Consider the following 24,332-nt stretch of genomic DNA (forward strand, 5'->3'; position numbering starts at 1 on the left):
AGTTTGTTGATTATCCGTTTAAGTTTACAGCGCCTATGTTCAAGCTTACCGTTTGTTTATTGACCTGTAATTCTGCGCGTTTGCTGCGCGAGGTGATTCCTCCGCTGCTGACGGTGGCAGATGAAATTGTCGTTCTGGATTCCGGCAGTACGGATGCCACTCTTTCTATTTGCCGCGAGTACGGGCTCTCCCTTCATCATCACCCCTATGCTATGCATGGCGTGCAGATGAACCATGCGATCGATCTGGCGAGCAATGACTGGGTGCTTTGCATGGATAGCGACGAGATTCTGGACGCGGAGACTGTCGACTTTATTCTGACCCTGAAAGCCGGGGATGAACCTTCCGCCGATCGCGCCTGGCGTATCGCCCGGTACTGGCACGTGCTGGGTGAAGAAGTGCGTACAATCTACCCTGTTTCCTCCCCTGATTTCCCGGTGCGGCTGTTCAATCGTACCCAGGCTCGCTTCAACCAACGACCCGTGGATGACAAAGTTGAAGGCAAGATTGTCGCCATGAAAATGCCGGGGCGGGTGCGTCACGACACGTTTTATAACCTTCATGAAGTGTTCAACAAGCTCAACAGCTACACCACCCGGCTGGTGAAGTACCAGCCGGCTCGCCCTTCGATCGGACGCGGCATCATCAGCGCTATCGGGGCGTTCTTCAAATGGTATCTGTTCAGCGGAGCCTGGCGTCAGGGCAAGGTTGGGGTCGTGACGGGACTGTATGCTACAGCCTACAGCTTTTTGAAGTATTTCAAATCCTGGTATCAGCATCAGGAGAAAAAAGAGCCCGTTGCGAATGAGCAGACGGACTCTCAGATTGCGAAATAAGCGTCAGGCGGTCAGGCTTTCTTACCCCATCCCTGCCACTGCTGCTGGACGTATTTCACCAGCGTACTGTTACTGATGCTGTCTCCGATGACAGAGAAGAAGCGGGTCGCGTAGACCGGTTCAAGCGGCTGCTTCGGTACGCAGCGCTTCACGCCGCGGAACGGATTACGCGGTGCGGTCGGCACGGGCTGCGCAGAATTCGGCGTAGAGGTATCCACCTGCGGCTCGTTAAGCAGATCGCTCGGGCGCACCAGCGTGATATCGGAAGGTAAGGTCGGCAGCATTTGCTGCAGGACGCGAACGGTCGACGGGTGCGGGTGACCGATGGCAATGGCCGAACCATTGCGGCGGGCCAGCTGTACCGCGCGATTGAACTGCATACGAATATCGGCTTCGTTCTGGGTGTCATCCAGGAATACCTTGCGCTTAATCACCTTTACGCCCGTTCCCTGAGCGGCGCGCATCGCCTGGCTGTTGCCGATGGTCATGCTGTCGAGGAAGTAGAGATTGTAACGCTCCAGCGCCTGCATCACTTTTAGCATCCCGTACAGGCTGGAGGTCATCGCGCTGCCCATATGGTTGTTCAGCCCTACGGCATACGGCACCTTGTTGTAGGCGTCGCGGATGATGCGCTCGATCTCCTCGCTGCTCATATCCGGGCGCAGGGTATCTTTTTCCAGCGGCTGCTTGCTGAGCGGGGCCATGGGCAGGTGGATGAGAACCTGATGACCGCTGCTGTGGGCTTTGGTCGCCATCTCACGCGCGTGGGGGGCATTCGGCAGGACGGCAACGGAGATGGCCGACGGCATCGCCAGCACCTGATTTTCATAATGTGGACGATAACCGAAGTCATCTATCACGATGGCGAGTTTACCGGCGTATACCGGTGCAGCCAGCGCCAGCGCGCTGACGACGGAGAAAACGATTCGACGAAATTGAAGCAAAACTTATCTTCCCAACCACGGCTGTGGATTGACCGCCTGACCCTGACGACGAATTTCGAAATAGAGTGACGGGCGGCCCTGACCGCCACTGCTGCCCACAAGGGCGATGGGTTGGCCCGCGCGCACCTGCGTGCCGACGCTGACCAGCGCGCTCTGGTTGTAGCCGTAAAGGCTCATATCACCTTTACCGTGTTCGACCACCACCACCAGTCCGTAACCCTGCAGCCAGTCGGCCAGAATCACGCGACCATCGGCAATCGCTTTCACTTCGCTACCTTCAGACGCACCGATAACGATCCCTTTCCAACGTAGCTCACCCTGCAGCTGTTCGCCATAGCGATGCAGAATTGAACCGCGAACGGGCCAGAAAGCCTGGCCGCGAGGTGAACCCAGGCCGCCGGTACGCGACATCAGGGAACGTTCACTTTCGCTTGGTTTGTAGGTGGTGCCTTTGCGGGAGGCTTCCTGCTGCTTGTCGCGAACGGCCTGCGCCTCGCGAGCCTCTTTTTCGGCGCGCGCTTTCGCCGCGGCTTCCGCACGGGCGATGCTGTTACGCAGTTTGGATTCGTTGGCGCGCATTTCGCTCAGCTGGCTCTGCCCTTCCTGAATCGAGGACTCGAGACCGGCAAGGGTTTTCTTACGCTCGTTGCGCGCCTGCTCGAGCTTCGCCTGCTGTGCCTGCTGATCGTAGAGCAGCGTCTGTTGCTGGCTCTGCTTCTCTTCCAGTTCGGCTTTTTGCGTGGAGACCTCTTCGCGCGTCTGCTTCAACTGCGCGATCGTCTCCTGACGCGCCTGGTTCAGATAGCCAAAGTAGGCCTGCAGGCGCTGGCCGCGCTGGCTCTCTTCGCCGCTGAGGATCAGCTGGAGTCCGGTATGTTCACCCTGGCGGAATGCGGCATCAAGCTGTGCCGCAAGATTGCGCTCCTGCGCATCGCGCTGGCGCTCCAGTTTGGCAATCGACGCGTTCATCTCGTCGATCTGCTTATTCAGCTGGGCGAGGGTGTTTTGCGTTTCACGGAGTTTACGCGTGGCAGCGGAGATGGCCTCTTCCTGCTGCTTAAGCTGGGCGAGCAGGGCGGCGCGCTGCTGCTGCTGCTGGCGTACCGCACGCTCTTTGGCGGCGATATCGGCCTGAATGGATTTCAGCTGGTCGCGGTCATCCGCGTGGGCGGATGCGGCGCACAGCAATACGCCAGCGCTGAGTGCGCTGGCGTAAAACAGAGGTCTGACTGATAACCTAAGCGGCTTCACGACCCATGTGATTGAAAAAATCGCCTTTCCCCTCATGGGGAGCGATTATTCCACGATGAACAGCGGCTTACCAGTCATCTCTTCAGGGATCGGCATCCCCATCAGCGACAACATGGTTGGCGCGATGTCAGAAAGCTTGCCGCCTTCTACGGCTTTCACTGATTTATCACCCACATAAATCAGCGGAACCGGCAGGTTGGTGTGGGCGGTGTGCGCCTGGCCGGTCGCCGGGTCGCGCATCTGTTCAGCGTTACCGTGATCCGCGGTGATCAGCAGCTGGCCGCCAACGGATTCAACCGCTTTCGCCACCTGCTCAACGCAGTGGTCCAGCGCTTCAACCGCTTTCACTGCCGCTTCCATCACCCCGGTATGACCGACCATGTCGCCGTTCGGGTAGTTACAGATGATGGTGTCGTACTTACCGCTCTCGATGGCCGCAACCAGTTTTTCAGTCAATTCTGCAGAGCTCATCTCTGGCTGCAGATCGTAAGTGGCGACTTTCGGGGAGTTGATCAGAATGCGCTCTTCGCCTTTGAACGGCTCTTCAACGCCGCCGTTAAAGAAGAAGGTCACGTGTGCGTATTTTTCCGTTTCGGAGATACGTAGCTGCGTTTTGTCGTTCTTCGCCATCCACTCACCGAAGGTATTGGCCAGCGAGGCAGGTGGGTAAGCGCATGGGGCTTTGATGTCTGCCGCGTATTCGGTCAGCTGGATGAAGTCGATGTTTACCACTTTCTTACGGGCAAAACCGTCGAAGTCGCTGTTGACGAACGCGCGAGTGATTTCGCGCGCGCGGTCAGCGCGGAAGTTCATGAAGATCAGCGCATCGCCGTCTTCCATCGCGGCATCGGCCTGGCCTTCAGCACGGATCACGGATGCTTTCACGAATTCGTCGTTTTCATCACGTGCATAAGCTGCTTCCAGCGCTTCAACGGCGGTCGCGAACTGGAATTCCCCTTTTGCCAGGGTCAGCAGGTCATAGGCCTGTTCAACGCGATCCCAGCGGTTGTCGCGGTCCATGGCGTAGTAACGACCAATGATGGAGGCCACACGGCCTTTACCCAGCGCGGCGAATTTTTCTTCGAAGGCTTTCAGGGAGCCTTCTGCACTGCGTGGTGGCGTGTCGCGACCGTCCAGGAAGGCGTGCAGATAGATTTTTTCCGCACCGCGTTCAGCGGCCAGTTCAACCATCGCCATGATGTGATCTTCGTGGCTGTGAACGCCGCCGGCAGAGAGCAGGCCCATAATGTGAACGGCCTTGCCAGCGGCAACGGCTTTATCAACCGCGCCTGACAGCGTTGGGTTGGAGAAAAAGGTGCGTTCTTTGATTTCAACGTCCAGACGCGTCAGGTCCTGGTACACAATACGCCCGGCGCCCAGGTTAACGTGACCGACTTCGGAGTTGCCCATCTGGCGGTCCGGCAGGCCCACTTCCAGGCCAGACGCGTCAATCAGCGTATGCGGACGTTTTGCCCACAGGGCATCCATGACCGGGGTTTTGGCGTTGAAAATAGCGTTATCCTGGCTGTCTTCACGGTAGCCATAGCCATCCAGAATCACCAGTACCATAGGTTTTTTAGAAACCGACATTGCGACAACCTCATGCTCAAGAGTCAAAATTTGCGTAATTTTACTACAGCTGAATCGATCAAATAGCCGCAGAAGATCAAAGAAAGCGCAGGAGCAAGGTGCTGACCAGACCATTTTAAGGCATTTTTTTAGGTGGCATGCCGCAGAAAATGGATTAGGTTAGGGTCGCTGGCTGTATTTGCCAGAACGCACAGGTATACTCCTGTCCTGGTTTTTTTTATCACTTAGTCGGGAGTAGTTACCCTCCATGCAAGAAATTATGCAATTCGTTAGCCGCCATCCGGTTCTGAGCATCGCGTGGATTGGCCTGCTGGCTGCTGTGCTGTTCACCACATTTAAGAGCCTGACGTCTAAGATTAAGGTTATCACCCGTGGTGAAGCGACGCGTCTGATTAACAAAGAAGATGCCGTCGTTGTCGATCTGCGTCAGCGTGACGATTTCCGCAAAGGTCACATTGCGGGCGCAATCAACCTGTTGCCAGCTGAAATCAAAGCGAACAACGTCGGTGAGCTTGAAAAACACAAAGCCCAGCCGATTATCGTTGTGGATGCGACCGGCATGCAGGCACAGGAATCTGCCAGCGCGCTTCATAAAGCAGGCTTCGAAAACGTAACGGTGCTGAAAGAAGGTATTTCCGGCTGGAGCGGGGAAAATCTTCCTTTGGTGCGCGGTAAATAAGGAGTTCAGTCATGGCCCATATTGAGATCTATACCAAAGCGACGTGCCCGTTCTGCCATCGTGCGAAAGCGCTGCTGAACAGTAAAGGCGTCACGTTCCAGGAACTGCCGATCGACGGTGACGCGATTAAACGCGAAGAGATGATCCAACGTAGTGGTCGTACGACGGTTCCACAGATTTTTATTGATGCGCAGCACATTGGCGGCTGTGATGACTTGTATGCGCTCGACGCCCGTGGTGGACTCGATCCGCTGCTGAGCTAAGAGACTTTAGGACAATTAAAAAGGGTATTTCCATGTCAGAACAAAACAACACCGAGATGACTTTCCAGATCCAGCGTATCTACACCAAAGATGTCTCTTTCGAAGCGCCAAATGCGCCACACGTTTTCCAGAAAGATTGGCAGCCAGAGGTTAAACTTGATCTGGATACCGCATCTACCCAGCTGGCAGATGACGTGTATGAAGTCGTGCTGCGTGTGACCGTTACCGCCTCTCTGGGCGAAGAAACTGCATTCCTGTGTGAAGTACAGCAGGGCGGTATCTTCTCTATCGGCGGCATCGAAGGCAACCAGATGGCGCATTGCCTGGGTGCGTACTGCCCGAACATTCTGTTCCCGTATGCGCGTGAATGCATCACCAGCCTGGTTTCTCGCGGTACATTCCCGCAACTGAACCTTGCGCCAGTTAACTTTGATGCGCTGTTCATGAACTATCTGCAGCAGCAGGCTGGCGAAGGTGCTGAACAACATCAGGATGCCTGATGAGCACTGTTAATGCGTCAATGACTGTGATCGGTGCCGGCTCATACGGCACCGCTCTTGCCATTACTCTGGCAAGAAATGGTCACGAGGTGGTCCTGTGGGGCCACGACCCAAAACATATCGCCACGCTGCAGCGCGATCGTTGCAACGTCGCGTTTCTCCCGGACGTTCCGTTCCCTGACTCCCTGCACCTTGAAAGCGACCTTGCGACCGCGCTGGCGGCCAGCCGCAACATTCTGATTGTGGTTCCGAGCCATGTCTTTGGCGACGTGCTGCGTCAGATTAAGCCGCTGATGCGCCCGGATGCGCGCATTGTCTGGGCGACAAAAGGACTGGAAGCCGAAACTGGACGCCTGCTGCAGGACGTTGCCCGCGAAGCGCTGGGTGATGCGATCCCGCTGGCGGTCATCTCCGGCCCGACCTTTGCCAAAGAGCTGGCCGCTGGCCTGCCGACGGCGATTTCGCTGGCCTCAACCGACCAGGCCTTCTCCGACGATCTCCAGCAATTGCTGCACTGCGGCAAGAGCTTCCGCGTCTACAGCAACCCCGATTTTATCGGCGTGCAGCTGGGCGGGGCGGTGAAGAACGTGATTGCGATTGGCGCCGGGATGTCCGACGGCATTGGTTTTGGTGCTAACGCCCGTACGGCGCTGATCACCCGAGGGCTGACCGAGATGTCCCGCCTGGGCGAAGCGCTGGGTGCCGATCCGGCCACCTTTATGGGGATGGCTGGCCTGGGCGACCTGGTGCTGACCTGTACCGACAACCAGTCTCGTAACCGCCGCTTTGGCATGATGCTCGGACAGGGCAGCGATGTGAAAGACGCGCAGGAGAAGATTGGCCAGGTGGTTGAAGGCTACCGCAATACCAAAGAAGTCCGCGAGTTGGCGCACCGTTTCGGTGTCGAAATGCCAATAACCGAGGAAATTTATCAGGTATTGTATTGCGGAAAAAATGCGCGCGAGGCAGCATTGACCTTATTAGGTCGTGCGCGCAAGGACGAGCGCAGCAGTAACTAGTCGGAACCGTTGTCACCTGAATGACCCAGCCAGCGCAGAACTGGCTGGTCATTATACTATCGTCTGGAGTTAGCAATGCCGTGTGAAGAACTGGATATCGTCTGGAACAACATTAAAGCCGAAGCCCGGGCGCTGGCCGACTGCGAGCCTATGCTGGCCAGTTTCTACCACGCAACGCTACTCAAGCACGAAAACCTCGGCAGTGCGCTCAGCTATATGCTCGCCAACAAGCTGGCGTCCTCGATCATGCCCGCGATTGCCATTCGTGAGGTGGTGGAAGAGGCTTACGCCGCTGACCCGGAAATGATCGCCTCTGCCGCCTGTGATATCCAGGCAGTGCGCACGCGTGACCCGGCGGTCGATAAATACTCTACGCCGCTGTTGTACCTGAAAGGCTTCCACGCTCTGCAGGCGTACCGCATTGGGCACTGGCTGTGGAATGAAGGCCGCCGCGCGCTGGCCATCTTCCTGCAAAACCAGGTATCCGTGACGTTTCAGGTTGATATTCACCCGGCGGCGAAGATTGGCCGTGGGATCATGCTCGACCACGCCACCGGGATTGTTGTCGGGGAAACGGCGGTGATTGAAGACGACGTCTCGATCCTGCAGTCGGTTACCCTGGGCGGTACCGGGAAAACCAGCGGCGATCGCCATCCGAAAATTCGCGAAGGGGTGATGATAGGCGCGGGTGCCAAAATCCTCGGCAATATCGAAGTCGGGCGCGGCGCGAAGATCGGCGCAGGCTCCGTGGTGCTCCAGCCGGTTCCGCCGCACACCACCGCCGCTGGCGTACCGGCGCGCATCGTCGGTAAGCCAGACAGCGATAAGCCGTCCATGGATATGGATCAGCACTTCAACGGTATTCACCATACGTTTGAGTATGGTGACGGCATTTAACGTCTGAGAATGGCGCCCGGATACCCAAGCTGGCGCCATGCTTCATACACCACTACCGACACCGCATTCGACAGGTTCATGCTGCGGCTGTCCGGCATCATCGGAATACGGATTTTCTGCTCAGCGGGCAGGGCATCCAGAATCGTGGCCGGCAGGCCGCGGGTTTCCGGGCCAAACATCAGATAGTCACCCTCCTGATAGCTTACGGCGCTGTGCGCTGGCGTACCTTTGGTGGTCAGGGCGAACATGCGCTGTGGCTGCTCGGCTTCCAGAAACGCGGCGTAATCGTGGTGGCGAATAACGGCGGTAAATTCATGATAATCCAGCCCCGCGCGGCGCAGGCGTTTGTCGTCCCACGTAAAGCCCATTGGCTCAATGATGTGCAGACGAAAACCGGTGTTGGCGCACAGGCGGATAATATTGCCGGTATTCGGCGGAATTTCTGGTTCGAATAAAACGATGTTAAGCATGCTGCCCCCTTAATTGCGGGGGCAGGATAGCAGAAAAGAGAGGACCTACGCGACGCCGGGTTCCTGCGAGCGGCTGTACAGCATTTTGTAGACGGTTGCCGCTGCGGCCACAAGAGCGGGTACGCTGAGGATCATTAAAATACTGTCTGCCTGCCACTGCATCGAAAGAAGCTGGGCGCTGGTCATGGTGCCCGCCACGCCGCCAAAGCGGCCGATCCCCTGCATCCAGGCGATGCCCGTCGCGCGGCACTCGGTGGGATAAAAGGTGGCGGCCAGGGTCTGCATACCCGACTGTGCGCCGTTCATCGCGATCCCCATCAGGAAAATCAACCCGCCAAACAGGGCGATATGGTTATGCTCCATGCCGAGTAGCAGGATCAGCCCCATCGTCAGGATAAACCCGCCCGCGACAACCTTGTGCGCTTCCCAGCGGTCCATCATCCAGCCAGCGAGCAGAATGCCGGCCGTGCCGCCGAAGGTGAACAGCGAGGTGAGCCAGGCGGACTCCGCCAGCGCATAACCCATCCCCTGCATCAGCGTCGGCATCCAGCTCAGCAGGACGTAGTAGATGACCAGCCCCATAAAGTAGGTCACCCATAGCATCAGGGTGCCGGGCAGCCAGGGCATCGAAAACAGCTGCGACACGCTCCCCTTTTTAGACGCGGTTTTCTCCTCCGCCAGGAAAAAGCCCGTGACGCCCTCCAGCGTACCGCGGGCGAACCGGCTGGCAATGCGGCGAACCTGCATGACGTCTTTCCCGCGTTGCACCAGAAACTTCACCGACTCCGGCAACAGCAGTGCCAGCAGCAGCGTTAAAATCAGCGGCGCAATTGCGCCGGTCAGCAGCACGCTTCGCCAGCCGTGGTGGGGAATAAGCCAGGACGAGATCGCGCCGCCGCCCGCCGCACCCAGAGGGAAGCCGCAGTACATGGTATTAATCGCCATGGCGCGGCAGCGCTGGGGGGCAAACTCGGAGATCAGCGTAATGGCATTCGGCATGGCGGCGCCGAGCCCCAGGCCCGTCAGAAAGCGCCACAGCGTCAGGGTGTTGAGGCTTTGCGCCCAGGCCGTGCCCAGGCTTGCCAGGCCGAAGAACAGACACGAAAAGACCAGTACGCGCTTGCGGCCCATCCGGTCCGATACCGGACCGGCGATCAGCGCGCCCAACGACAGCCCCAGCAGCGCCGCGCTCAGCACCGGCCCCAGATCCTGTTTATGGATCCCCCATTCTGCCGACAGCGTGGGCGCGATGTAGCCCATTGCCGCCGTATCAAAGCCATCGATCGCCAGAACCAGAAAGCCCAGCACAATGAGCAGCCAGTGAAACCCTGAAAAGCGACTGTCGTCGATCACCTGCTGAATATCCACCTTACCTGAATAGGTCATACGCTCCCCTCTGATGTGATGTTGTTTTTGTGTTCTTGTCTTTGCTTGTCTATACAATTGCGGACGGCATGTATATGTCAAATTTTCTTATCCAATATGTTATCTGGATGTTATTTTTGGCATAAAAAAGCGCCCGAGGGGGAGATCGGACGCATGAGAAAGAGGTGTTAACGAGGGGGGATTCAGGCCGCGTTTCCCTGAGCAAGTGGAGCCAGCGCTGCCGGTAATTTGCTTAACTCCTGCACCAGGGAATCCTTACTGATTTCGCTAATGGTTTTCGCACCGGTCAGCGTCATCGCCACCTTCATCTCTTTTTCGATCAGGTTAAGCAGATTCGCCACGCCTGCCTGACCGGCCGTCGCCAGAGCATACAGATACGCGCGTCCCAGCAGCACGCTGTCGGCACCCAGCGCAATCATACGCACCACGTCCAGCCCGTTGCGGATCCCGCTGTCGGCCAGGATGGCGATATCGCCTTTCACCGCATCGGCAATAGCTGGCAGGGCGCGGGCGGAGGAGAGCACCCCGTCGAGCTGGCGTCCGCCGTGGTTAGAGACCACAATCCCGTCTGCGCCAAAGCGGACCGCATCGCGGGCATCTTCCGGGTCGAGGATCCCCTTGATCACCATCGGGCCATCCCAGAATTCGCGGATCCACTCCAGGTCTTTCCAGGAGATGGACGGATCGAAGTTATTCGCCAGCCAGCCGATGTAATCTTCCAGCCCGGTGGGTTTACCCAGATACGCCGAGATATTCCCCAGATCGTGTGGACGACCGTTCAGGCCGACGTCCCACGCCCACTGTGGATGCGTTACCGCCTGCCAGTAGCGGCGGAGCGCCGCATTTGGGCCGCTCATGCCGGAGTGCGCATCGCGGTAGCGCGCGCCGGGGGTCGGCATATCAACGGTAAAGACCAGCGTGGAGCAGCCCGCCGCTTTGGCGCGCTCCAGCGCGTTACGCATAAAGCCGCGATCGCGCAGAACGTACAGCTGGAACCACATTGGCCGCTTGATGGTTGGGGCAACCTCTTCAATCGGGCAGACGGACACGGTGGAAAGGGTAAACGGAATGCCTTTAGCATCTGCGGCGGCGGCGGCCTGCACTTCACCGCGACGGGCGTACATGCCGCATAAACCGACAGGTGCGAGCGCGACCGGCATGGAAAGCGTTTCGTTAAACAGTTTTGTCTCAAGGCTCAGGTCAGACATATTCTTCAGCACGCGCTGGCGCAGAGCCACCTCCGACAGATCTTCCACGTTGCGGCGCAGGGTGTATTCGGCATACGCTCCGCCGTCGATATAGTGGAACAGGAACGGGGGCAAAATGCGCTGCGCCGCGGCGCGATAGTCACTGGCTGCTGAAATGATCATGCTTTGTTCTCCCTGGAAATATCACTGTCGCCAGGCAGACGGGTAATACGCGCCTGTCGGGCCTGGTCTTCATCGAATCGTTTGATGGTGGTATGCACGAAACCGAGATGCGCCATCATCGCTTTGCGCGCGGCTTCGGCATCACCGGCCAAAATGGCGTTGAGCACCGCCTCGTGTTGTTCGGTCAGCTGGGCAAAAACCGGCGGAACCAGATACATACGCTGGCGGCTCTGCTTCACGGAGGATTGCAGCAGGTCGAAGAACCCGCGCATGGTCTGGAGCAGCACGACGTTGTGCGACGCCTCGGCAATCGCCAGGTGAAAACGCACGTCCGCCTGGGAGGCGATGTCCGGGTCGCTGCTTTGCGTGGCCTCAAAGCAGGCGATGAGTTTCTCTTTGTCGGCGTCGGTTGCCCGCATGGCCGCGTGCCAGGCGGTACTGGTTTCGATGGCGTGACGCGCTTCAAGGATGTCGAAGCTGTAGTCCGGGTCGTTCTCCATCAGCGTTTTCAGCGGCTGAACGATGTTTTGCTCGGACCAGTCGTCATGCTGCCAGCGTACAAAGGTGCCGCCGCCGCGACGGCTTACCAGCACCCCTTCGCTGACCAGTGTTGCCAGCGCCTCGCGCAGTGAATTGCGCGACACGCCAAGCTGGGCGGCGAGCTGGCGTTCGGCGGGCAACTTCATGCCCGCTTCCAGCTGTTGTTCTTCAATCAGCGCCCGCACGCGAGAGGCAATCTCGTCGGACAGGCGTCTGGGCATCACTATCATGGGATCATCCAGGTTAAGACATAGGCCTGCAGGGTGGTGATCACCCCGACCATGCAGGTGAATATCAGGCTGTGTTTCACGGTAAAGCGGAACAGATCCGACTCTTTACCGACCAGTCCCACCGCCGCACAGGCAATGGCGATGGATTGTGGGGAGATCATTTTCCCGGTCACGCCGCCGGTGGTATTTGCGGCCACCAGCAGGACGTCCGACACGCCAATCTGCTGAGCCGCCGTGGCCTGCAGCGCGGCAAACAGGGCGTTAGACGAGGTATCGGAACCGGTCAGGAAAACCCCCAGCCAGCCGAGAAACGGCGAGAAGAAGGTGAAGGCGTGGCTGGTATGCGCCAGCGCCAGTGCCAGCGTTGATGAGAGGCCGGAGTAGTTCGAGATAAACGCGAACGCCAGCACCATGCCGATGGAGTAGATCGGCAGCATCAGCTCTTTAACGGTCGCCGCAAAGGTTTGCACCGCGGCCGCAGGCTTCATGCGCAGCCACACCACGGAAAGAATAGCGGCAAACAGGATGGCGGTCCCGGTGGCGGAGAACCAGTCGAATTTATAGACTGCGGCATACGGCGTGGCGGCGTGCACCACCGGCGGCATACGGGCGACCATCTTGTCGAGGAACGGTACCGAAACGTTAATCACCATGTCGTACAGCGCGCCGCCCGGGGCGAACAGGGCTTTAAACGGCGGGATGCTCCACAGCGTAACCGTGGCGGTCAGGAACAGGAACGGCGACCAGGCGCGAATCACCTGTCCTGCGGTATAACCGGTGCGGGCCAGGGTTTGATCGACCTGCGAGGCGCCCATGTCGGCGAAGCGGAAAATACGGACCGGCTGCCAGCGTTTCAGGAACAGCGTCAGGCAGACCAGGGAAACCAGCGAAGAGATGATGTCCGGCAGTTCCGGGCCAAGGAAGTTCGAGCTGAGGTACTGGGCAATCGCGAACGAACCGCCCGCCACCATCACCGCAGGCCAGGTCTCCTTCACGCCGCGCCAGCCGTCCATAATCGCCATGATCCAGAACAGGACGATAATGGTCAGGAACGGCAGCTGGCGACCCACCATCTGGCCAATCTCAAAGCTGTCCAGGCCGGTCACCTGGCCCGCAACCAGAATCGGAATACCCATCGCGCCAAACGCCACTGGTGCGGTGTTCACAATCAGGCACAGGCCTGCGGCATACAGCGGGTTAAAGCCCAGGCCCACCAGCAGCGCGGCGGTGATCGCCACCGGTGCGCCAAAGCCTGCCGCGCCTTCCAGAAACGCCCCAAAGGAGAAGCCGACAATCAGCATCTGCAGGCGCTGGTCCGGCGTAATGGAGAGAATCGACGAGCGGATAATGTCGAACTGCCCGGTTTTCACCGAGATTTTATAGACAAAGACCGCCGCGATGATGATCCACGCAATCGGCCACAGGCCGTAGAAGAAACCGTAGACGACGGAGGCCAGCGCGCGATCGACCGGCATTTTGTAGAAGAACAGCGCCACCAGCAGGGCGATGGCGACGGTGTACGTCGCGGCAAGGTAGCCCTTCAGTTTGAGCTTAATCAGCGCAAAGAAGAAGAACAGGATCGGAAGCGATGCGATCAGGCTCGACAGCCAGATATTGCCGGCCGGGTCGTAGTTTTGTTGCCAGAGGCTCATGCAGGTCTCCTGGGGACCAGACAGCCTGCGCTGCGGGTGAGTCTCCGCTCATCTCTGCGTCACAGTCTGTGTAAAAGTGGTCCTGCCAATTTTGTGTTGTAGGGTTAATGACAATGAATGGTTAACCAGATGTTATGAGCTCGCAATGGTTTTGTGAGCGGAAATAATGGAATTGTGAACCGGGGAAGGATTGGTTGCGCTATTGGTTGGACCAATTCACACGAAGGGGAAAAGAGTAGGCCGGGTAAGCGTAGCGCCACCCGGCATGAAATCAGAACGCCGTCTTACAAAACCCCGTCATCTCTTTCAGGCCCATTTCGCGGCCAAGCTCGGTCATCGGGTGAACCACCACCAGACCACGGACGCTTTTCTTCAGCTTGCCCATGTCGGCCTGCTCTTTTTTGGTGATCGCACGACGGTGCGGCATGTTCATCAGCTTCTGCGCTTCTTTGCTCAGCTTCTGGCCTTTGACTTCGCGCAGGCGCTCGATCTCTGCTTCCAGCTTCGCGGTCTCTTTTTCAAGCTCGGCATACTTCTCGGCGGACTCGACCAGTGACAGGCCCGCCATCTGGTGGCGGATGAGATCCAGGCGGTCGCTCAGGCGTTTAATTTCGTTCTTTTCGACTTCTTTCATGACAAATAACTCTGAAAACGGGGAATTTACAGGGAAGGATACACCAATGTGAGCAGGCTTACTTCTGAAACGCTTTTTTTAAGCTGATTCGGGAAATCAGCTCAGTCAGGGAGAGAACCATCGTGGAACGGACAACCTGTTGATAACGCAGCTTTTGCATCGCATAGAGCTCAGGATCGCTGTTATCAAACTGCGGTGCCGGAGGAAGCGCGGTGACGCAGTGCAGCTCGCCGAACGGCCCCAGGATTTCATCGTCGGTAAAGGTGTATTCATTACCGTCATGATTGAGTTCTTCGCGCAGCGCCATTAGCAGCTCCGCATCTTCATACTCTTGTCGGTTCAGCACGCCAAGACCATAAATCAGCTTCAGACGCACGGATAAATCGCCCAGCGGTCCGTCTCCGTCCAGTAACGGTTCTACAGCATATTTTACCGCGTAGTCGTCTTTGCGAAACACCTGAAGCACCAGGATATTCACCGCCTCGGTTAACAGCTCGACGGCGGCAATCAGGAAACTTCGTACGGTTTTGCCAGCATTCAGACGCTCAAGCACACGATTTTCAAAGGCCTGGGTTTGTTCCATTATTGCCTGCATATCTGACAATCTGTTATCCGGGCGCAGGCTAACCTGCGCCGCATTGTGCATCATTTGGTTGCGTTGTATGCGTTAACCGCCTCCACAACCACGTCGCTGTTGGCGTCCAGACCGGAAATCTGCGCCAGCGCAGCCTGCGCGCCCTGGGTATCAATCAGCTGAGCCAGTTCCTGCGCCTGCGGGTCCTGCTCGCTGCGGTAGTGCATTGCGGCGGCAATCCCTTTCACCAGATTGGCGTGCGGCAGGCCGTATTCCAGCGTGCCCAGCAGCGGCTTAATCAGGCGGTCGCCCGCGCTCAGCTTACGCAGCGGCTGACGGCCCACGCGCTCAACGTCATCTTTCAGATACGGGTTTTCAAAGCGACCGAGGATTTTCTGGATGTATGCTGCGTGTTTATCCGCATCGAAACCGTAGCGTTTAATCAGCACCGCGCCGCTCTCTTCCATTGCCCCTTTTACCACCGCGCGGATCTTCTCATCGAGGATCGCGTCACGAATGGTCTGATGACCGGCCAATTTTCCGAGGTACGCGGTTATAGCATGCCCGGTGTTCAGCGTGAAGAGTTTGCGTTCGACAAATGCCATCAGGTTATCGGTTAATTCCATTCCCGGAATGGTCGGCAGCGCGCCTTTAAACTGGGTTTTATCGACGATCCACTCGCTGAAGGTTTCTACGGTCACTTCCAGCGGGTCGTTGGTCGCGGATTCGGAAGGCGGAACGATGCGATCCACGGCGGAATCCACAAAACCCACGTGCGCTTCCACCCAGGCTTTGTCTTCGTCTGCCACAGCGTTGAGCACGTGGCCTTTCAGCTGCGTGGTGCCGCGCACCATGTTTTCACAGGCGATGATGTTCAGCGGGGTATCGATACCCTGCGCTTTACGTTTTGCGAGGCCTTTCGCGACCGCAGGGGCGATGCGCTCAAGCACAACCGGACCCACGGCGGTGGTAACCAGATCGACGCTGGCGATAAGGTCAATAACGTCGTCGCCGATACTGCTGACCGCGTTGACGCCAGATACCGTCTCAACCTGCTCGTTTTCACCGACCACATGGACCTGATAGCTATGACGGGCATTCAGGGCATCCAGGACAACCTGATTCACATCGGCGAATGTCAGGGTAATGCCTGCGTCTGCCAGCAGTTTACCGATAAAACCACGACCGATATTACCTGCGCCAAAATGTAATGCTTTCATAGTGTTAACCTTCATCAATGTTTTTACCCGAGAGGGCTGGGGTGAGGAACGTTTTCCCCTCACCCTAGCCCTCTCCCCGGGGGGAGAGGGAGGAGTACCGTTATTTGTTAAGCAGAGCCAGAACTTCTTCAACGCTAGTGGTGTTGGCCAGACGCTCAATGACGGACTCATCATCCAGCGCGTTGGTCAGGCTGGTAATCACCTGAATGTGCTCGTTGTTGCGAGCGGCGATACCAATCACCAGACGGGCGATGTCGTCTTCTTCTTCACCGAAGCGCACGCCCTGCGGATACTGACAGAATACGACGCCGGTTTTCAGGACGCGATCTTTCGCTTCAACCGTACCGTGCGGCACCGCGATGGATTCGCCCAGATAGGTCGGGGTCAGTTTTTCGCGTTCCAGCATCGCGTCGACATATTCAGGCTGAACGTAGCCGCCTTTCACCAGCTGCTCACCGGCAAAGCGAATCGCTTCTTCTTTAGTGGCCGCGGTACGACCGAGGAAGATGTTTTCCGCACCCAGCTTAAACAGGTGGGCGTTGCTCTCGTCAAAACTGTCCTGCAGGCTGGAGCGCACTTTCACTTCGTTGTCTTCGTGACGCTGCGCGGCAACCAGACGTTCGGTCAGGCTGGTATACAGGCCGCTGTCGAGGAAGTTGGTCAGCGAAATGTGCTGTGCCTGTGGTACCTGACGCATGGCGCGTTCGGTCAGATCGCGGTGCGTGATAACCAGGTCAACATCCGGCGGCAGGCTGTTAATGGCGCTGTTGGTCACGGAGATGTTGGTCAGGCCCGCATCCTGCACTTTCTTACGCAGCACGCCTGCACCCATTGCGCTGGAACCCATACCGGCGTCGCAGGCAACGATGATTTTACGCACGTGGCTCAGGTCGTTAGAGACATCACCGGCTGCCAGTGGCGTCGCGCCTTTGGATTCGGCTTTCATGTCGTGCATACGACGGGTTGCGGCTTCGATGTCATCATCTTCTTTCACTTTGCTGGTTTTCAGCAGGATAGAAGAGACCACGAAGGAGACGGCCATTGCCGCAAAGATAGCCGCGAGGTTCGCGAAGTAAGCGCCTTTTGGCGTCATCGCCAGTACCGCCAGGATAGAACCCGGAGAGGCCGGAGAAACCAGACCGCCGCCCAGCACGCTCAGGGTGAACACACCGGTCATACCGCCGAGGATAACGGCCAGGATAAGACGTGGGTTCATCAGCACGTAAGGGAAGTAAATTTCGTGGATACCGCCCAGGAAGTGGATGATCGCCGCGCCGCCAGCAGACTGTTTTGCGCTGCCACGGCCAAAGAAGATGTACGCCAGCAGAACGCCCATACCAGGACCCGGGTTGGCCTCAATCAGGAAGAAGATAGACTTGCCGAGATCGTGAGACTGCTGGATACCCAGCGGCGAGAAGATGCCGTGGTTGATGGCGTTGTTAAGGAACAGGATTTTCGCCGGTTCAACGAAGATAGACGCCAGCGGCAGCATCTCGTGCGCCACCATGAAGTTAACGCCTGCCGCCAGAATTTTAGACAGCACTTCAACCGCAGGGCCAATGCCGAGGAACGCCAGAATGGCGAGGATCATCCCGATGATGCCCGCAGAGAAGTTGTTCACCAGCATTTCGAAGCCGGATTTGATCTTACCATCAACCCAGACGTCGAACTTCTTAATCGCCCAGCCCCCCAGAGGACCGGCAATCATCGCACCGAGGAACATCGGCATATCCGCACCGACGATAACACCCATGGTTGTGATAGCACCCACGACGCCGCCACGGTCACCGCCCACCAGACGACCCCCGGTGAAACCGATGAGCAGCGGCAGGAGATAGGTAATCATTGGGCCAACAAGTTTCGCCAGCGTTTCGTTAGGCAACCACCCTGTCGGAATGAACAATGCGGTGATGATACCCCACGCGATAAACGCGCCGATATTTGGCATCACCATGTTGCTGAGGAAACGACCAAAGCTTTGAACTTTGATCTTGAAATCGGATGACATAAAACACCCCTTCTTCTGTTTACGCTTAGGCTTGCGGCCCGAGGTTTATTGTTAATGAGGCGGCAGAGGTAGCCGGACCCTGTTCTGATGCTGTGAAATCTGGCACTGAATCGTTCAACTGTCCAGACAGGGAAAATTTGTGTGATGCACATCACGTAAAGGCAGGGGGTAGGGATATCAATGGAGTGATCTCAATCACAAAATCTGCGGACAAAAAAAATACAATGGCGACAAAAAAAGCAAAATCCACCCTTTTATGTGATTGTTGTCACGTTTTGTTCTGGTGGGTTTGTTTCTGGATTGTGACTGATTTCACAAAATATTTTTATGCGGATTTCTCCGGCTGTGATCGGCGGCAAACTCTGCTTCGCGATTCAGCGCCAGGATGATATTGCACGACACGATAAGCTAAAAAACCACTTTTGATGTGTGGTATGGCGAAAAGTTAAAAGGTGGATTACGCTCATATTGTAAGGTTAAGTCTATTATTATTCAGGATATATTTTGACACGCTTATAAACTTGCATGGAGATATTATAAAAACCGATACTCCCCGGCTCGGAAATAGTAAGCACAACCCCGTGTTTATAAAAAATTAATTAGGTTGCGTACCGTTTTATTAATTTAATGAGTTGACGTTGTTTAAGTGAGGAGAATATGTTTCTCAACTATTTTGCGCTGGGCGTATTGATTTTTGTATTTCTGGTTCTCTTTTACGGAATCATCGCCATCCATGATATTCCTTATAATATGGCCAAAAAGCGTAACCATCCGCATGCCGATGCCATTCATACGGCTGGCTGGATTAGCCTGTTTACGCTTCATGCCATCTGGCCATTCCTGTGGATTTGGGCCACGCTGTACCGCGAGGATCGCGGCTGGGGCATGCAAAACCACATCACAAAGCCTGATGAGGTCCCGGGCATGGATGCGCTGGCCAAACGCGTGGCGGAACTCGAACAAAAGCTGGGCGCGGTAAAGCCTGCTGCTGATAAGAACACGCTGGAGCGCTAATCATGGATCTGTTGATTATTTTGACCTATGTGGCATTTGCCTGGGCCATCTTTAAAATATTCCGAATTCCGGTCAACCAGTGGACGCTTGCCACCGCAACATTAGGCGGCGTATTTATTGTTGCCGGACTTATTCTGTTAATGAACTATAACCACCCGTATACCTTTACGGCGCAAAAAGCGGTTATTTCTATTCCAATCACGCCGCAGGTGACCGGTGTGGTCAGCGAAGTGACTGATAAAAATAACCAGCTAATTAAAAAAGGCGAAGTGTTATTTAAACTGGATCCAGGCCGCTATCAGGCGCGCGTCGACAGACTTCAGGCCGACCTGGTGACCGCGACGCACAATATCGATAATCTGAAAGCGCAGCTGGCGGAAGCTGTTGCCAATACCACGCGCGTCTCCGCTGAACGCGATCGCCTCTATAAAGATTATCAGCGCTACCTGAAAGGCAGCCAGGCAAAGGTGAATCCGTTCTCTGAAAGCGATATCGACAACGCGCGTCAGAACTATCTGGCACAGGATGCGCTGGTGAAAGGCTCCGTGGCTGAACAGGTGCAGATCCAAAGCCAGTTAGACAGCATGGTGAACGGCGAGCAGTCGCAGATTGCGTCCTTACGCGCCCAGCTTGCCGAAGCCAAATACAATCTGGACCAGACCGTGGTGCGCGCGCCGAGCAATGGTTACATCACCCAGGTACTGATTCGTCCGGGAACCTATGCCGCCGCGCTGCCTTTGCGTCCGGTGATGGTCTTTATCCCTGAACAGAAGCGTCAGATTGTGGCCCAGTTCCGTCAGAACTCGCTGCTGCGTCTGAAGCCGGGCGATGAAGCGGAAGTGGTGTTTAACGCGCTGCCGGGCCAGGTCTTCTCCGGGAAGCTCACCAGTATTCTGCCGGTGGTGCCGGGGGGAACCTATCAGGCGCAGGGCGCGCTGCAGTCGCTGACGGTGGTGCCGGGAACGGACGGCGTTCAGGCACTTATTGAGCTGGAACCCAACGCGGAAGTCGATGCCCTGCCGGACGGTATCTATGCCCAGGTGGCGGTCTATTCGGACCACTTCGCCCACGTCTCGGTCATGCGTAAAGTACTGCTGCGTATGACCAGCTGGATGCACTACCTCTACCTCGATCACTAATCCTTCCAGGGCGGGAATGCGACATGCAGACCTGCCCTTTTTTCATCGCTTGATCCATACTGACTTTTTTCCGGCATCAAGGATCAGGCAATGAAACTCATCGGCAGCTATACCAGTCCCTTCGTGCGAAAAATCTCGATTCTCCTGCTGGAGAAGGGGATTGAATTTGAATTCGTGAATGAACAGCCCTACAACGCAGAAAACGGCGTCGCGCAGTACAACCCGCTGGGGAAAGTCCCGGCGCTGGTCACGGACGAGGGCGAATACTGGTTTGATTCCCCGATTATTGCGGAGTATATCGAGCTGCTGGGCGTTGCCCCGGCAATGCTTCCAGCAGACCCAAAAGCGGCGCTGGCGGTGAAGCAGGTTGAAGCCCTGGCCGATGGCATTATGGATGCGGCGTTAACCTCCGTACGGGAACAGGCAAGGCCCGCCGCCCAGCAGTCGGAAACGGAACTGTTACGCCAGCGGGAAAAAATCAGCCGCAGCCTGGACAGATGCGAACAGCTAATCCGGGAGGGTAAGATCGACACCGACAGCCTGAACCTGGGGACCATCGCCATCGCCTGCGCGATTGGTTATCTCAACTTCCGCCGCGTCTCCCCGGGCTGGTGCGTCGACCGTCCGCTGCTGGTGAAGCTTGCAGACACGCTGTTTAGCCGCGAGAGCTTTGCCCGTACCGAACCGCCAAAGGCTTGACGCGGGTTATAACACTTCGCCGTCGGAGGCGGTACAATCCCCTCACATGTTAACTCCCTCTCCCGTCGGGAGGGGGGAAGATATTTACTCGCCAGGCGCTTTCATGACTACTCATCATTCGCTGTACAGCCAGATCCCCGCTACCGACCGTCTTCTTCGCGAACCCCGCATTCATGCTGTTGTTGAGCGTTTCGGCCATACCGCGACGGTGGAAATGTTACGCCTGCTTCAGGACGAAGCCCGATGCGCGATTCAGGCAGAAAACGCCTTGCCCGACTGGTGTAGCGCGTGGGAGCAGGAAGTTGAACAGCGGCTGGATGAGAAGGCGCAAAGCGCATTACGCCCGGTGATAAACCTGACCGGAACCGTGCTGCATACCAACCTGGGGCGCGCGCAGCAGGCGGAAGAGGCCGTTGCCGCGGTCGTGCAGGCCATGCGAACGCCCGTGACGCTGGAGTACGATCTGGACGGTGCCGGGCGCGGGCACCGCGACCGCGCGCTGGCGGAGCTGCTGTGCCAACTGACCGGCGCGGAAGATGCCTGCATTGTGAATAACAACGCCGCCGCGGTGTTGCTGATGCTGGCGGCCACCGCCAGTGGCAAAGAGGTGGTGGTGTCCCGCGGCGAGCTGGTGGAGATTGGCGGGGCGTTTCGTATTCCGGACGTGATGCGCCAGGCAGGCTGCACGTTGCATGAAGTGGGCACGACAAACCGTACCCATGCGAAAGATTATCGCGCGGCGGTGAATGAAAATACCGCCCTGTTGATGAAGGTTCACACCAGCAATTACCATATTGAAGGCTTCACCAAAACGGTTGACGAGGCGGAGCTGGCGGCGATTGGGCGCGAACTGAATATACCGGTGATTGCCGATCTCGGCAGCGGCTCGCTGGTGGATCTGAGCCTGTACGGGCTGCCAAAAGAGCCGATGCCGCAGGAGATGATTGCGGCGGGTGTTAGCCTGGTCAGCTTTTCCGGCGACAAACTGCTGGGCGGGCCGCAGGCCGGGATTATCGTCGGCAAGCGCGAGCTGATTGCGCAGCTGCAGCAGCACCCGCTTAAGCGCGCCCTGCGCGCCGATAAAATGACGCTTGCCGCGCTGGATGCGACGCTGCGGCTCTATCTCCACCCGGAAAAACTGGCTGACCGTCTGCCCACGCTGCGTCTGTTAAGCCGCGATGCCGCCTCGATTCGCGCCCAGGCCGAACTGCTGCTGCCGCGCGTCGCCGCGCACTATCCCGATTTTGACGTTCGCATTGAGCCCTGCCAGTCGCAGATTGGCAGCGGGTCGCTGCCGGTGGACAGGCTGCCGAGTGAGGCGCTGACGTTCACGCCGCGTGACGGGCGCGGCAGCCAGCTTGAGGCGCTGTCGTCGCGCTGGCGCGGTCTCTCGACGCCAGTTATCGGGCGGATTTACGACGGCCGAATGTGGCTGGATCTGCGCTGCCTTGAAGATGAAGAGCGATTTCTGGAGATGTTGTTGAAATGATTATTGCCACCGCCGGTCACGTCGACCACGGAAAAACCACGTTACTGCAGGCGATTACCGGCGTAAACGCCGACCGCCTGCCGGAAGAGAAAAAGCGCGGCATGACCATCGATCTGGGCTATGCCTACTGGCCCCAGCCTGATGGTCGCGTGCTGGGCTTTATTGATGTGCCGGGGCATGAAAAGTTTCTGTCCAACATGCTGGCGGGCGTGGGCGGCATCGATCATGCCCTGCTGGTGGTGGCCTGCGATGACGGCGTGATGGCGCAAACCCGCGAGCACCTGGCGATCCTGCAGCTAACCGGCAACCCGCAGCTGACCGTGGCGCTGACCAAAGCCGATCGCGTGGATGATGCGCGCATCAGCGAGGTGCGCGAAACGGTCCAGGCGACTCTGCGGGAGTATGGTTTTGCCGACGCATCGCTTTTTGTCACCGTGGCGACAGAAGGGCGTGGTATCGACGAACTTCGCCACCATTTGCAGAACCTTTCAACACGCGACCACGCCAGCCATCATCGTTTCCGTCTGGCGATCGACCGGGCGTTTACCGTAAAAGGTGCGGGGCTGGTCGTGACCGGCACCGCGCTGAGTGGTGAAGTCAGCGTGGGAGATACGCTCTGGCTGACGGGCGTGAATAAACCGATGCGCGTGCGCGGGCTGCATGCACAAAACCAGCCCACTGACCGCGCTCATGCCGGGCAGCGTATCGCGCTGAACATTGCCGGGGATGCGGAAAAAGAGCAGCTTAATCGCGGAGACTGGCTGCTGGCCGATGCCCCGCCGGAACCGTCTGAACGCGTGATTGTCTCCCTGCAGACACACATGCCGTTGACCCAATGGCAGCCGCTGCATATTCACCACGCGGCCAGCCATATCACCGGGCGCGTGTCGCTGCTGGAAAACGACCTTGCCGAGCTGGTATTCGATTCGCCGCTCTGGCTGGCAGATAACGATCGTCTGGTACTGCGTGACATTTCTGCAAGGGAAACGCTGGCGGGTGCGCGCGTGGTGGCGCTTAACCCACCCCGACGCGGCAAGCGTAAACCTGAATATCTGCAGTGGCTGGCCGCGCTGGCGCAGGCCAGCGATGATAACGCCGCGCTGCGGGTGCACCTCGATCGCGGGGCGGTGAGTCTGCGTGATTTTGCATGGGCGCGCCAGCTGAGTGGGGAAGGCTTACGGCAGCTGACCCAGGAGCCGGGCTTTATTCAGGCCGGCAACAGCCTGCTCAATGCCCCGGTTGCTGCGCACTGGCAGCGTAAGATACTGAACACGCTTGCGACTTACCATGAACAGCATCAGGACGAGCCTGGCCCGGGGCGCGAGCGTCTGCGACGCATGGCGCTGCCGATGGAAGACGATGCGCTGGTGCTGCTGCTGATCGAAAACATGCGCGAAAGCGGCGTGATTAAAAGCCACCACGGCTGGCTGCACCTGCCGGATCACAAGGCCGGGTTCACCGCCGAGCAAGAGGCCATATGGCAAAAAGCGGCCCCGCTGTTTGGCGATGAGCCGTGGTGGGTTCGCGATCTGGCTCGCGAAACCAACACCGACGAGCAGGTGATGCGCCAGGTATTGCGCCATGCGGCGCAGCAGGGGCTAATCGTCGCGATCGTGAAAGATCGTTACTACCGTAACGATCGCATTGTGGCGTTTGCCAACCTGATCCGCGAGCTGGATCAGGCGCGTGGCTCGACCTGCGCAGCGGATTTCCGCGATCGGCTGAACGTGGGCCGTAAGCTGGCGATCCAGATCCTGGAATACTTCAACCGCATCGGCTTTACCCGCCGTCGCGGTAACGATCATCTGTTGCGCGATTCGTTATTATTTCCTGAAACTCCGTGACCTCCGTCGTAAACACCGTTACCGGCTGGCGAGAAAATCGCCAGCCGGAACTACCCTTGTTGTACACCAACAGCAAGGAGACGG

At 57.5% G+C, this 24,332-nt stretch carries 23 protein-coding genes; 11 read left to right on the top strand and 12 right to left on the bottom strand.

From position 1 onward, the window contains the following. Window positions 1-35 precede the first annotated feature (35 nt). Window positions 36-836: a glycosyltransferase family 2 protein gene (locus BMW97_RS19515; protein ID WP_045907904.1), complete on the top strand. Its 801-nt coding sequence runs from the start codon at window positions 36-38 to the stop codon at window positions 834-836. An 11-nt stretch (window positions 837-847) separates the two neighbouring features. Here the strand turns inward: BMW97_RS19515 and BMW97_RS19520 are convergent, their stop codons facing one another. Genes BMW97_RS19520 through gpmM form a run of 3 tightly spaced genes read right to left on the bottom strand, consistent with a single transcriptional unit; the run spans window position 848 to window position 4,621 of the window. After that, complete coding sequence (locus BMW97_RS19520) at window positions 848-1,780, bottom strand: divergent polysaccharide deacetylase family protein (protein ID WP_045907903.1); 933 nt, start codon at window positions 1,778-1,780, stop codon at window positions 848-850. A gap of 3 nt (window positions 1,781-1,783) precedes the next feature. Continuing rightward, entirely contained in the window at window positions 1,784-3,043 is a 1,260-nt protein-coding gene (envC, locus tag BMW97_RS19525) for a murein hydrolase activator EnvC (RefSeq protein ID WP_025910576.1), read from the bottom strand. 33 nt (window positions 3,044-3,076) lie between these two features. Further along, window positions 3,077-4,621: a 2,3-bisphosphoglycerate-independent phosphoglycerate mutase gene (gene gpmM / locus BMW97_RS19530; RefSeq protein WP_045907902.1), complete on the bottom strand. Its 1,545-nt coding sequence runs from the start codon at window positions 4,619-4,621 to the stop codon at window positions 3,077-3,079. Between the two features lie 247 nt (window positions 4,622-4,868). On the opposite strand from gpmM, the gene BMW97_RS19535 reads away from it, so the two are divergent. The 5 genes from BMW97_RS19535 to cysE all read left to right on the top strand — a co-directional run bounded on the left by BMW97_RS19535 (window position 4,869) and on the right by cysE (window position 7,979). Next, the gene (locus BMW97_RS19535) at window positions 4,869-5,300 is read left to right on the top strand and encodes a rhodanese-like domain-containing protein (RefSeq protein WP_023309913.1); all 432 of its coding nucleotides are present in this window, start codon (window positions 4,869-4,871) and stop codon (window positions 5,298-5,300) included. 11 nt (window positions 5,301-5,311) lie between these two features. Continuing rightward, complete coding sequence (gene grxC, locus BMW97_RS19540) at window positions 5,312-5,563, top strand: glutaredoxin 3 (protein ID WP_008502715.1); 252 nt, start codon at window positions 5,312-5,314, stop codon at window positions 5,561-5,563. Between the two features lie 32 nt (window positions 5,564-5,595). Further along, on the top strand, window positions 5,596-6,063 hold the full coding sequence (gene secB / locus BMW97_RS19545; protein ID WP_003860835.1) for a protein-export chaperone SecB: 468 nt from the start codon (window positions 5,596-5,598) through the stop codon (window positions 6,061-6,063). Continuing rightward, entirely contained in the window at window positions 6,063-7,082 is a 1,020-nt protein-coding gene (gene gpsA / locus BMW97_RS19550) for an NAD(P)H-dependent glycerol-3-phosphate dehydrogenase (RefSeq protein ID WP_045907901.1), read from the top strand. Before secB ends, gpsA begins: the two co-directional genes overlap by 1 nt. Before the next feature lie 75 nt (window positions 7,083-7,157). Then, window positions 7,158-7,979: a serine O-acetyltransferase gene (gene cysE / locus BMW97_RS19555; protein WP_008502718.1), complete on the top strand. Its 822-nt coding sequence runs from the start codon at window positions 7,158-7,160 to the stop codon at window positions 7,977-7,979. Here the strand turns inward: cysE and trmL are convergent. From trmL to BMW97_RS19600, 9 genes are all read right to left on the bottom strand, one after another. After that, entirely contained in the window at window positions 7,976-8,449 is a 474-nt protein-coding gene (gene trmL, locus BMW97_RS19560) for a tRNA (uridine(34)/cytosine(34)/5-carboxymethylaminomethyluridine(34)-2'-O)-methyltransferase TrmL (RefSeq protein ID WP_045907900.1), read from the bottom strand. The two genes, cysE and trmL, sit on opposite strands and share 4 nt — an antisense overlap. Window positions 8,450-8,494: 45 nt before the next feature. Then, on the bottom strand, window positions 8,495-9,835 hold the full coding sequence (locus BMW97_RS19565) for an MFS transporter (RefSeq protein ID WP_045907899.1): 1,341 nt from the start codon (window positions 9,833-9,835) through the stop codon (window positions 8,495-8,497). 182 nt (window positions 9,836-10,017) lie between these two features. After that, window positions 10,018-11,205 (bottom strand): quinone-dependent L-lactate dehydrogenase, encoded by a 1,188-nt coding sequence (gene lldD / locus BMW97_RS19570; RefSeq protein ID WP_023334042.1) that lies wholly within the window; start codon window positions 11,203-11,205, stop codon window positions 10,018-10,020. Further along, a complete protein-coding gene (gene lldR, locus BMW97_RS19575) occupies window positions 11,202-11,975 on the bottom strand; it encodes a transcriptional regulator LldR (protein WP_023294814.1) in 774 nt (257 codons plus the stop codon). The genes lldD and lldR overlap by 4 nt, the downstream gene beginning before the upstream one ends. After that, entirely contained in the window at window positions 11,972-13,627 is a 1,656-nt protein-coding gene (gene lldP / locus BMW97_RS19580; RefSeq protein ID WP_039267048.1) for an L-lactate permease, read from the bottom strand. Before lldP ends, lldR begins: the two co-directional genes overlap by 4 nt. Window positions 13,628-13,898: 271 nt before the next feature. Next, on the bottom strand, window positions 13,899-14,261 hold the full coding sequence (locus tag BMW97_RS19585) for a YibL family ribosome-associated protein (RefSeq protein WP_021242435.1): 363 nt from the start codon (window positions 14,259-14,261) through the stop codon (window positions 13,899-13,901). Between the two features lie 58 nt (window positions 14,262-14,319). Then, the gene (mtlR, locus tag BMW97_RS19590) at window positions 14,320-14,910 is read right to left on the bottom strand and encodes a mannitol operon repressor MtlR (protein ID WP_045907898.1); all 591 of its coding nucleotides are present in this window, start codon (window positions 14,908-14,910) and stop codon (window positions 14,320-14,322) included. After that, on the bottom strand, window positions 14,907-16,055 hold the full coding sequence (gene mtlD / locus BMW97_RS19595; RefSeq protein WP_045907897.1) for a mannitol-1-phosphate 5-dehydrogenase: 1,149 nt from the start codon (window positions 16,053-16,055) through the stop codon (window positions 14,907-14,909). The genes mtlR and mtlD overlap by 4 nt, the downstream gene beginning before the upstream one ends. 100 nt (window positions 16,056-16,155) lie before the next feature. After that, a complete protein-coding gene (locus BMW97_RS19600) occupies window positions 16,156-18,063 on the bottom strand; it encodes a PTS mannitol transporter subunit IICBA (RefSeq protein WP_045907896.1) in 1,908 nt (635 codons plus the stop codon). Between the two features lie 657 nt (window positions 18,064-18,720). Here BMW97_RS19600 and BMW97_RS19605 point away from each other — a divergent pair. The 5 genes from BMW97_RS19605 (at window position 18,721) to selB (ending at window position 24,248) form a co-directional block, all read left to right on the top strand. Continuing rightward, complete coding sequence (locus BMW97_RS19605; protein WP_045907895.1) at window positions 18,721-19,077, top strand: DUF3302 domain-containing protein; 357 nt, start codon at window positions 18,721-18,723, stop codon at window positions 19,075-19,077. 2 nt (window positions 19,078-19,079) lie between these two features. Further along, complete coding sequence (locus BMW97_RS19610) at window positions 19,080-20,216, top strand: HlyD family secretion protein (RefSeq protein WP_025758413.1); 1,137 nt, start codon at window positions 19,080-19,082, stop codon at window positions 20,214-20,216. A 90-nt stretch (window positions 20,217-20,306) separates the two neighbouring features. Beyond that, window positions 20,307-20,915: a glutathione S-transferase gene (locus tag BMW97_RS19615; protein ID WP_045907894.1), complete on the top strand. Its 609-nt coding sequence runs from the start codon at window positions 20,307-20,309 to the stop codon at window positions 20,913-20,915. 103 nt (window positions 20,916-21,018) lie between these two features. After that, a complete protein-coding gene (selA, locus tag BMW97_RS19620) occupies window positions 21,019-22,404 on the top strand; it encodes an L-seryl-tRNA(Sec) selenium transferase (protein ID WP_045907893.1) in 1,386 nt (461 codons plus the stop codon). Continuing rightward, window positions 22,401-24,248 carry a selenocysteine-specific translation elongation factor gene (gene selB, locus BMW97_RS19625; protein WP_090393089.1) on the top strand — a complete coding sequence of 616 codons (1,848 nt, stop codon included), beginning with the start codon at window positions 22,401-22,403 and terminating at the stop codon, window positions 24,246-24,248. Before selA ends, selB begins: the two co-directional genes overlap by 4 nt. Window positions 24,249-24,332 lie beyond the last annotated feature (84 nt).

The sequence above is a fragment of the Enterobacter sp. NFIX58 genome, assembly GCF_900110475.1.
Lineage (GTDB): Bacteria > Pseudomonadota > Gammaproteobacteria > Enterobacterales > Enterobacteriaceae > Enterobacter > Enterobacter quasiroggenkampii.

Bases quoted from the DNA above. Each gene is read 5' to 3' on its own strand.
- BMW97_RS19515 (WP_045907904.1), top strand. From the start codon at position 36: ATGTTCAAGCTTACCGTTTGTTTATTGACCTGTAATTCTGCGCGTTTG.
- gpmM (WP_045907902.1), bottom strand. From the start codon at position 4,621: ATGTCGGTTTCTAAAAAACCTATGGTACTGGTGATTCTGGATGGCTAT.
- BMW97_RS19535 (WP_023309913.1), top strand. From the start codon at position 4,869: ATGCAAGAAATTATGCAATTCGTTAGCCGCCATCCGGTTCTGAGCATC.
- grxC (WP_008502715.1), top strand. From the start codon at position 5,312: ATGGCCCATATTGAGATCTATACCAAAGCGACGTGCCCGTTCTGCCAT.
- secB (WP_003860835.1), top strand. From the start codon at position 5,596: ATGTCAGAACAAAACAACACCGAGATGACTTTCCAGATCCAGCGTATC.
- gpsA (WP_045907901.1), top strand. From the start codon at position 6,063: ATGAGCACTGTTAATGCGTCAATGACTGTGATCGGTGCCGGCTCATAC.
- cysE (WP_008502718.1), top strand. From the start codon at position 7,158: ATGCCGTGTGAAGAACTGGATATCGTCTGGAACAACATTAAAGCCGAA.
- trmL (WP_045907900.1), bottom strand. From the start codon at position 8,449: ATGCTTAACATCGTTTTATTCGAACCAGAAATTCCGCCGAATACCGGC.
- BMW97_RS19565 (WP_045907899.1), bottom strand. From the start codon at position 9,835: ATGACCTATTCAGGTAAGGTGGATATTCAGCAGGTGATCGACGACAGT.
- lldD (WP_023334042.1), bottom strand. From the start codon at position 11,205: ATGATCATTTCAGCAGCCAGTGACTATCGCGCCGCGGCGCAGCGCATT.
- lldR (WP_023294814.1), bottom strand. From the start codon at position 11,975: ATGATAGTGATGCCCAGACGCCTGTCCGACGAGATTGCCTCTCGCGTG.
- lldP (WP_039267048.1), bottom strand. From the start codon at position 13,627: ATGAGCCTCTGGCAACAAAACTACGACCCGGCCGGCAATATCTGGCTG.
- BMW97_RS19585 (WP_021242435.1), bottom strand. From the start codon at position 14,261: ATGAAAGAAGTCGAAAAGAACGAAATTAAACGCCTGAGCGACCGCCTG.
- mtlR (WP_045907898.1), bottom strand. From the start codon at position 14,910: ATGATGCACAATGCGGCGCAGGTTAGCCTGCGCCCGGATAACAGATTG.
- mtlD (WP_045907897.1), bottom strand. From the start codon at position 16,055: ATGAAAGCATTACATTTTGGCGCAGGTAATATCGGTCGTGGTTTTATC.
- BMW97_RS19600 (WP_045907896.1), bottom strand. From the start codon at position 18,063: ATGTCATCCGATTTCAAGATCAAAGTTCAAAGCTTTGGTCGTTTCCTC.
- BMW97_RS19605 (WP_045907895.1), top strand. From the start codon at position 18,721: ATGTTTCTCAACTATTTTGCGCTGGGCGTATTGATTTTTGTATTTCTG.
- BMW97_RS19610 (WP_025758413.1), top strand. From the start codon at position 19,080: ATGGATCTGTTGATTATTTTGACCTATGTGGCATTTGCCTGGGCCATC.
- BMW97_RS19615 (WP_045907894.1), top strand. From the start codon at position 20,307: ATGAAACTCATCGGCAGCTATACCAGTCCCTTCGTGCGAAAAATCTCG.
- selA (WP_045907893.1), top strand. From the start codon at position 21,019: ATGACTACTCATCATTCGCTGTACAGCCAGATCCCCGCTACCGACCGT.
- selB (WP_090393089.1), top strand. From the start codon at position 22,401: ATGATTATTGCCACCGCCGGTCACGTCGACCACGGAAAAACCACGTTA.